The sequence below is a fragment of the Rhodopirellula sp. UBA1907 genome (assembly GCF_002337565.1).
GTDB lineage: Bacteria > Planctomycetota > Planctomycetia > Pirellulales > Pirellulaceae > Rhodopirellula > Rhodopirellula europaea.
Genome location: NZ_DDGH01000092.1, coordinates 134,891 through 143,020, shown reverse-complemented (window position 1 = coordinate 143,020; position 8,130 = coordinate 134,891). Strand labels below are relative to the sequence as shown.

At 55.3% G+C, this 8,130-nt stretch carries 7 protein-coding genes, 1 tRNA gene and 1 pseudogene; 7 read left to right on the top strand and 2 right to left on the bottom strand.

Features of this window, described 5'->3' with window-relative positions; all coding sequences use genetic code 11:
- Positions 1 to 148: 148 nt before the first annotated feature.
- Positions 149 to 1,003 carry an anti-sigma factor gene (locus B2R17_RS21495; RefSeq protein WP_286765595.1) on the bottom strand — a complete coding sequence of 285 codons (855 nt, stop codon included), beginning with the start codon at positions 1,001 to 1,003 and terminating at the stop codon, positions 149 to 151.
- A 263-nt stretch (positions 1,004 to 1,266) separates the two neighbouring features.
- On the opposite strand from B2R17_RS21495, the gene B2R17_RS21490 reads away from it, so the two are divergent.
- The 7 genes and pseudogenes from B2R17_RS21490 to B2R17_RS21460 all read left to right on the top strand — a co-directional run bounded on the left by B2R17_RS21490 (position 1,267) and on the right by B2R17_RS21460 (position 6,932).
- On the top strand, positions 1,267 to 1,716 hold the full coding sequence (locus B2R17_RS21490) for a hypothetical protein (protein WP_286765594.1): 450 nt from the start codon (positions 1,267 to 1,269) through the stop codon (positions 1,714 to 1,716).
- Positions 1,717 to 1,748: 32 nt separating this feature from the next.
- On the top strand, positions 1,749 to 2,087 hold the full coding sequence (locus tag B2R17_RS21485; protein WP_286765593.1) for a VOC family protein: 339 nt from the start codon (positions 1,749 to 1,751) through the stop codon (positions 2,085 to 2,087).
- 911 nt (positions 2,088 to 2,998) lie between these two features.
- Entirely contained in the window at positions 2,999 to 3,214 is a 216-nt protein-coding gene (locus B2R17_RS21480) for a hypothetical protein (RefSeq protein ID WP_286765592.1), read from the top strand.
- Between the two features lie 365 nt (positions 3,215 to 3,579).
- Positions 3,580 to 4,767 (top strand): annotated as a pseudogene (gene tuf / locus B2R17_RS21475) (elongation factor Tu).
- A 209-nt stretch (positions 4,768 to 4,976) separates the two neighbouring features.
- Positions 4,977 to 5,048, top strand: a tRNA-Pro gene (locus B2R17_RS21470).
- Positions 5,049 to 5,471: 423 nt separating this feature from the next.
- Positions 5,472 to 6,572, top strand: coding sequence for a slipin family protein (locus B2R17_RS21465; protein WP_286765591.1), 1,101 nt, complete (start codon positions 5,472 to 5,474; stop codon positions 6,570 to 6,572).
- Positions 6,573 to 6,749: 177 nt separating this feature from the next.
- Complete coding sequence (locus tag B2R17_RS21460; RefSeq protein ID WP_286765590.1) at positions 6,750 to 6,932, top strand: hypothetical protein; 183 nt, start codon at positions 6,750 to 6,752, stop codon at positions 6,930 to 6,932.
- Positions 6,933 to 6,948: 16 nt separating this feature from the next.
- Here the strand turns inward: B2R17_RS21460 and B2R17_RS21455 are convergent.
- Positions 6,949 to 8,130: AAA domain-containing protein (locus B2R17_RS21455; protein ID WP_286765589.1), on the bottom strand; the 1,182-nt coding region annotated here is incomplete at its 5' end.

Here is an 8,130-nt window from a genome sequence, read left to right as displayed (position 1 = left end):
CGGGTTCTCCTGGACGAGGGTCTGTTACGTTGCCAAGCTGATCAATGAGTGAAGTGGAGCGTTCCATCGAGACATACCAAAGTGAGTGCACCCGGCCGGCTGCGGAGGATCAACAGCCCAAACACGGATCTTTACTCACTGTCGCAGATTACCCAGTGTGGCGCAATCGCCCTGGTGGGCCCTCTCGCCATGTCGCTGCGATGCTTGAATCGAGATCGACTAGACAACACTCTTTATCGCCGCACATCGCCATGCTGGAGGCTCGGTCCCCAAACCAGTCGACCTCTTCGTCGTCATGTTCAAATAGAACCAATGTCGAACCATCCTGACGTTTGCACACGGCCTTCACACATGTGCAGCAGGGCATCTTCAAAACACTTGTCGACGCGAGCGAATAGCCCTGCGGCAAGCCGTCAGCTACGGCCGGTCGATATCCAACAAGGCGGACGGCCTCATCCGGAGCGACCACTTTGCCATCGTATTTATCCAGCAAGAATTGTTCCGCTTCGTCAGGATTCTCCGGGAGTGCCCGCAGGTAGTGATCCATCGTCGCGACGAACTCTTTGCTATGTCCGTGATCCGTGTCGGACATCGTATCGTGACGAGATATCCAAACGCTTAAGCCAAACACCAGGAGGATCGAAGCGGCAATCGCGAGACGTTGATACGTCGCCCGACTCCAACGTCGATTTGGCGAGCGATCCGCATTTGCGCTGGAGGCCAGCTCAACAGCAGGGGCAACCGCTGGCAAGGGCTTTACCCTGCCTACGCTCTCTGTCGCGTTGTCCGCGTCAAGTCCGCGAACAATTTGCCCCCAAACGCCCGGCGGAACCGGTGGGGCGGCGGCACCTGAGAAAGCACCACTAAGCTGCTCGTACTCGGTCAAAGCCCTCGCACATGACTGACAGCTCTGCAAATGCTCCGCAACAGCAGCGCGCACATCAACCGACAACTCGTCGTCGTAAAACCCCGAGAGCAAATCTTGAGTTTCGTTACAGTTCATGAGTTATACCTGCGACCTTTCGTGGTCTGTCGGTGAAAACGAGTTCCGCGCGGTCTGCCGCGTCGCATCGAGAACTCGTCAATTGTTGGATACCTCTAAACCGCGGTTCCTTCACGATTTTCAGCGATTTCGCACGAAACGTCGATGCCGGCCCCATCTTTTTCAGAATTCCCTTGAAAATCGGTGAAGAACGGCACGACCGAAAGCATCTGAGTCGGCATAAGCATCTTTCCAACGCCTTTTTCGACGAGGAACGCAGAGTCATGACTTTTCTGAAGTGGACGTTACCCATTGCCGCAGTCGCCATGCTCACCATCGGATTCGCAGGCTGTGATTCGTCGCAGGTTCAGCCAGCCGACGATGCCGCACCGGCAACCGAGATGGAGGGTGGAATGGACCACAATTCCATGGACCATGACGCGATGCATGACCACGCATCCCACGCTGGAGGTGATGCTGCGGAAGAAATCCCTGCCCCCGAGGCAAAGTCCGACATGGACAAAATGATGGAAACTCTGGCCAGTTTCTCGGAAGAAGACAAAGCATCGGCGATGAAGCAGCACTTCTGCCCCGTGAGCGGCGAAATGCTCGGTGTGATGGGGAGGCCTGAGAAGATGGAAGTCGAGGGTCAAACCGTCTGGATTTGCTGCGATGGCTGCAAAGACAAACTCCTCGCTGACACCGAAAAGTACCTCGCCAAAATCAACAAGTAGATTCAACCTCACCATCTCTAGGAGTCATCGTTTTGGACTTGAAGAAAACTGGCTATGGCGTCGCGTACGACCACATCGGAATCCCAACTATCCATCCTAGCGAAGGCGAAGTTTATCAAGCGGACATTTCGGCTCATGTTCTCCGTGTGGGAACAGATGCCATGCGGGTCGAAAAGATTCGATTCGAAGCTGACGCGCCGTTCCCTGATGAGGTCAAAACACGGACTCACGTTGCGTTCAAAGTAGACAGTCTGAGCGAGGCAATTTTCGGAAAGCAAATCGTAATGCCACCGACGGAATTCAAGCCCGGGATCCGATTTGCCTTTGTCGATATCGAGGGTGTACTGATCGAAGTTTTTGAGATCGATTAACGATAGTGGGCATGTCCATGCTCGCAGCTTCAAATCATCTCTTACATTCTCTGCGCACTTAAGGAAACGCAGCCGTGAGCCTTCAAGGGCGGTGTGAAGCATCGGAAACGACTGAACTTCGCAGTCCATTCTAAGTTCCACATCGCCCTTGTCGCTTGCGAAGCCATTCTCATGGAGCCATTCCCAATCTCAATCGAGAAACGCATAGCGCGAGGACTTGAGCGGTTGCAATGCAGAGGAATGCTCGTGACGCATCTCGGTGGCGGCAAGATCACGCTAGTTTGCACCAATAAGGATCCGAATGAATGTGCGCTAGCGATCGCAGCGACAAAGACAGTTCCAGGAGTCGCCGAAGTCAAAATTCAGAACGGCAAGCCTTCCTAGCGAGATAGGAACTACGTCCGACTTCGACGCGGCAGAATTTATGTTTAAATCCTTCTCGATGCCGATCAAGCAAATCAACCGCCATTTGTGCGTAGTTTCTCCGGAAGATTGAATTTGGGTTAGTCGAGGACACCACTAACCTGAATTCAACTTTCAAAGTGAATTCCGCAAACCGTTGCAAGGTAACGACTTACGAGAGCGGCTTCCGATATGCCTTTGATGGGAACCCATTATTCCCATCGTTTAGAGTTGGTTCGAGCCCATTTCGTGGCTCACAGGCGAAGGACTCGATCCCGCATTTATCGCGGTTTGAGCGTAGAAAAGCCCGGTCCAGTAGAGTGCTGAAGCTGCGTCTTAGTAAACAGTTTTTGTAGCCGGGCGACCATCATTCTCACTGTGATCTCGGTGTAAGCCGATACGACGTGGCGATCCTGAGTTACCGAACATTCCCGAAGGCAGTCCGACCGACGACGGCGGATCGAGTGACGATCTCGGCCACGTCCCGACGGGTGGCCCGAGGATTTCCCGTGGTCGCCGGTCCGCGAAAAGCCGCCCGTTGTCGAAGCCTATCCCTGATTCACGTTTGGCCGCGGCTGCTGCCGGACCATCCGTACTACGTTCCGCTTGGCTACTCCGCCCCCGACAATCTCTCGCCGGGCCACTCCGGTGAGCACTATTCCGAGAAGCTGCCCGATCCCGTTATCTATCCGGTCAGTTCCGATAGTGGTGCAACGTCGGACTAGAATGATCGAATCAAGCGAACCTCGCCAGCGGCAAAGTGTCTCTGCACCAGTCCGTCAATTCTGGAGTTCAAGATGACCACCTTCACTTCATTCACAACATCAACGACCGACTCGTCCTTCGAGGGCGAGGCGGGGATGGTGTGTCGTGAGTGAAGGTTGCTTCCGAAACGATCCACAAAGCCCGCCCGGTGAAATACTTGGCAGGCTTTTTTTGTGGATGGTTGGTTCCGGTTTGCTGGCATTTTCCTGTTTCTTCGTTCCCGGTCATCTGGCGCTCATGCGAGCGAAAAGGCGGTGGAGGCTGCTCACCTCCGGCGATGGCGATCGGTGCGAAACGTTTCCTTTGAAAACGGATTTTGCGAGCTATGGTTCAAAACGAAATGACGCAGAAGACGTCGGTCAACGTTGGCACCATCGGTCACATCGACCACGGAAAAACGTCGCTGACGTCTGCGATCCTGCGCGTTCAAGCCGAAAAGGGTCTGGCCAAGTACAAGTCGATTGCCAAAGGCGGCATTGTTCGTGACAAGAACAAGACCGTTACCGTGATCGCTTCGCACGTAAAGTACGAAACGGCCGGTCGTCGCTATGCCCATATCGACTGTCCCGGTCACGCCGACTACATCAAGAACATGATCACCGGCGCTGCCCAGATGGACGGCGCGGTGTTGGTAGTGTCGGCTGCCGATGGGCCAATGCCGCAGACTCGTGAACACTTGCTGTTGGCTCGTCAGGTCGGCGTGCCGCACTTGTTCGTGTTCATGAACAAGTGCGACTTGGTCGAGGACGCCGAATTGCTGGACTTGGTCGAAATGGACTTGCGGGAAATGCTCAGCGAATACGGATACCCCGGTAACGAGGTTCCCGTGATTCGCGGGTCAGCGAAGCAGGCTCACGACGATCCAGCCAACCCCGTAACGATCGCTTGCATCGAGCAATTGCTTGATGCACTCGACGGTTCGATTCCCGACCCGTTGCGATTGATCGACAAGCCGTTCCTGATGCCGATCGAGAACGTCTATTCGATCGCCGGTCGCGGTACCGTCGTGACGGGCAAGATCGAGCAGGGTGTCGTGCGAGCTGGCGACGCGGTCGAGATCGTTGGCTTGGCCAGCGAGACCGGCAGCGACGTGATCACGCAACTCGAGTCGTTCGGTGAAGTCTCGGAAGCAGGCCACGCCGGCGACAACGTTGGCGTGTTGCTTCGTAAGACCGCTCACAAGGCAATCACGAAGGGACAGGTGTTGGCGAAAGCCGGAAGTGTGACTCCGCATCGCAATTTCGAGGCGGAAGTCTACGTGTTGAAGAAAGAGGAAGGAGGCCGCCACACGCCGTTCTTTGACGGCTACGCACCATAGTTCTTCTTCCGAACTACGAACGTGACCGGCAGTGCGTCGGTGATGGACGGTGTTCAGATGGCGATGCCCGGCGACGGAGTTCGCTTGAGCATCACATTGAAGCAACCAATCGCCATCAGCGACGGCGACCACTTCGCCATCCGAGAAGGCGGCAAAACCGTTGGTTCGGGTGTCGTCACGCGAGTCGTCGCCTAGTTCGTCAAACGCAAAACGCCCGCGGTGGAGCAATCTCCCGCGGGCGGTTTCTTGTTTGAGAATCAATCGCTGCGTATCGCGAACCCTTGGTGGCTATGGATGGTCTCCATTCTTGCGATCGACTGGTGGGGTTCCGGCGGCGCGGCTTTCACGCTTTCGGGTGTTTGCTTGCTCGCGTTCCGTGCAACGGGTTCTAAAACGAACACCTGTCGAAGTAGCTCAGTGGAAAGAGCATCAGTTTAGGGAACTGACGGTCACGGGTTCGACTCCCGTCACGCGAAGCCGCCTTGGCGAATAACCGAGGCTCCAGGCGCGAAAGCGTCCACCATGAAGCTGGCGGGCATTCGGTTGCCTCGCTGAATCGGCCGGTGACGACAATTGAGCGAAAGCTCGGGCGCTGTCATCGGCAACATCGAACGTCGCCTTGCAGGTTCTCAGACGGACTCTCGGGGCGTGAACGGAACAGACTGAATACGATCGTCACGAGTTATGCGCTGTCTTTGGATAGCGGGGTCTCGTACGGTCCGACTCAGTGGACGCTGTTCACGACCGAATGGCCTGAGTGAACTTCCGCGAACGTTTTGTGTGATTCCGGCGAACAATCGTTTGCCCAAAAGCCTCCTTCTCGCAATCAAAGCAATACAACACGCCGCTGGCGAGCCGGTAACCATGCTCGCCGTCTCAGGTAGGAGTTTGACTTCATCATGTTTAAGAAGATTCACATCCGCAGCTACGAAGTCGGTCTGAAGTTCCGCGATGGCGAATTCGTGAGCTTGGTCGGTCCTGGAAAGCACTTTATGTTCACGCGATTCGGCAAGGTCCGCGTTGACATGGTCAGCAAACGTGACCCTTGGATCGAAAGCGAGCAACTCGACGTGATCGTGAAGTCCGGCGTGCTGACCGGCAAGGCGGAGGTGGTCGACTTAAAGGACGATCAACGGGCACTCGTATGGATCGACGGTCGATTCAGTCGGGTACTCGGTCCTGGCCTGTACGCTTACTGGATTGGTGTTCGCGAAGTTCGCGCTGAAGTCGTGATGATCGAGGACGCTCGTTTGCAACACAAGGAGCTTGCGTCGATCGTTCGCGGCAGCGATAGCGTTCGGTTCTTGGATGTCTGTAAGGTCCAGCGTGATCATGTCGGAGTTCTGTTCTTGGACGGACGTTTCGCCGACGAATTGGCACCAGGTCTGTACGCGTTCTGGAAGGACGCTGCCGACGCTCGCGTCGTTGAACTTGATCTCCGAGAGTCACAAGTCGATGTTAGTGGTCAGGAAATCATGACGGCCGACAAGGTGACGCTGCGAATGAACGCCATCATCACCTATTTGGTGAAGGACGCTCGTCGCGCCGTCAGCGCATCGACCGATGTGCGTCAATCGCTGTACCGCGAAACGCAGTTGGCGTTACGAGGTGCGATTGGTGCTCGGGATTTGGATGCGTTCTTGGCCGGCAAGGATGACTTGGTCGAAGAACTCGAAGCCAGCATCCGCGACCGAGCGGCGTCGCTGGGCCTGGAAGTCGTCTCGGTTGGAATCCGCGACGTCATTCTGCCAGGCGACATGAAGGACTTGATGAACAAGGTGACCGAAGCCAAGAAGGCGGCCGAGGCCAACTTGATTGCACGCCGCGAAGAGACGGCAGCCATGCGTAGCCAAGCCAACACGGCAAAGCTACTAGCCGACAACCCAACGCTGATGCGATTGCGAGAACTGGAAGTCCTCGAAAAGATCGCATCGGCGGGCAACATGAACATCGTGCTCGGCGAGAAGGGACTCGCCGATCGTGTTGTGAACCTGTTGTAGCGACGCCATGACGCCAAGTATCGAACGCCCGCGGTGGAGCATTCTGCCGCGGGCGTTCTTCGTATTCGGATACAATCGGAGCGGACCGATTCGGTCATGCCGTTGTTGATTTGCATCCCAATGCTAGCCGCCCCAAACCATAGGAGCCGAACTTTGGACGAACTTGATCCGATCACAATGTACGAACTGTGCTTTCCCGGTGCGGTGACCGGCAGCACAGAAGTCACTTGTCCGCACTGCGACGAACTGCTGACGATGCAGGTCGATGATCCGATGGGCACCTACTCGTTGGTGTGTTGCGAGTGCGATGGGGAATTCGATGTCGACCTGGCGGAAAACGCTGTGCGTTGGACGCCTTGATTGCAGTCTTGCCAGATCAGTTGGAGACCGCGATTTTGTGTCCGGTTCGTTTGAGACTGCCGTTTTCGAGGTCAGCGTTCAGGCAAGACTCGATTCGAGAGCGAATCTTCTGGCCGGTTCTTCTGAATCCGAGTTCTCGTGATGTTTGACGAACCAAATCGTCGACCGTCATCGCTCCGGCCTGAGTCAAGACGTAGGTCGCCGCCAAATGAATGGTGTCGTCGGGGACTTCGTCGATCGAGTCGAACGAAAGCTTCTCACGCCGTTGTTGATCGTCTTCTTTCTGGATGAACGTCGGCTCCAAATCCTCCTCGACATCGTCTTGAGTATCTAGTTCGGCATTGATTGGGGAAAGAAGCGACTTTTCGTAAGACTCCAAAATGCGTTCGATTTGGCGATCTGGATTCCGCACCCAATCCGTCGACCATACGCGGATGATGGTCCAGCCAAGGTTTTCGAGAATCGTTTGCCGAATTCGATCGCGGTCGCGTGCTGTGTGAGACGAATGGTAGGTCGCACCATCACATTCGATTGCCAAGCAAAATTGCCCAGGTCGGTCGGGATGCTTCAGGGCAAGATCAATCCGGAAACCGCCACAGCCAACCTGAGACACCGGCTGCAATCCGAATCGAATCAGGGCCGCAGCGACTTCCTCTTCAAAGGGGCTATCCGCTTCGCCGGCAATCTCTTGCATTGCCAAGTCCAAAGTGTCGACGCCTTTTTCGGCGTAGGACAAGTAGCTTTTTAGAAGATGAGCACCCTCGCTCTTCGTGCCTGACAGATCCATGTCGGCCGAGCGAACGGATGCGACAAACGTCAGCGATTCTCGTGCTCGGGTGATCGCTACATTCAAACGCCGTTCCCCATGTTGCTTGTTGATAGGACCGAAGTTCTTGTTGAACTTGCCGACATTGTTGAAGCCGTAGCCGAGCGACAGAAATATGAAATCGCGTTCATCACCCTGAACGTTTTCCAAGTTCTTGATGAACAAATGCTCGTCAGTCGTGCCAAACGAACTGGACCCGTGGAACAGTGCGTCGATATCAGGACGGTCCCGGCGAAGATCGTACAAGGTGTCTTCGATCGCACGCTGATGAGTCGAATTGAGCGCGATGACTCCAAGCGATTTGTCCGGATGTTTGCGGATATGATCGACGATCATCTGCACCACACGTTCGGCTTCGGGCAAATTCTTTCG

Bases quoted from the DNA above. Each gene is read 5' to 3' on its own strand.
- B2R17_RS21495 (WP_286765595.1), bottom strand. From the start codon at position 1,003: ATGAACTGTAACGAAACTCAAGATTTGCTCTCGGGGTTTTACGACGAC.
- B2R17_RS21460 (WP_286765590.1), top strand. From the start codon at position 6,750: ATGTACGAACTGTGCTTTCCCGGTGCGGTGACCGGCAGCACAGAAGTC.
- B2R17_RS21490 (WP_286765594.1), top strand. From the start codon at position 1,267: ATGACTTTTCTGAAGTGGACGTTACCCATTGCCGCAGTCGCCATGCTC.
- B2R17_RS21465 (WP_286765591.1), top strand. From the start codon at position 5,472: ATGTTTAAGAAGATTCACATCCGCAGCTACGAAGTCGGTCTGAAGTTC.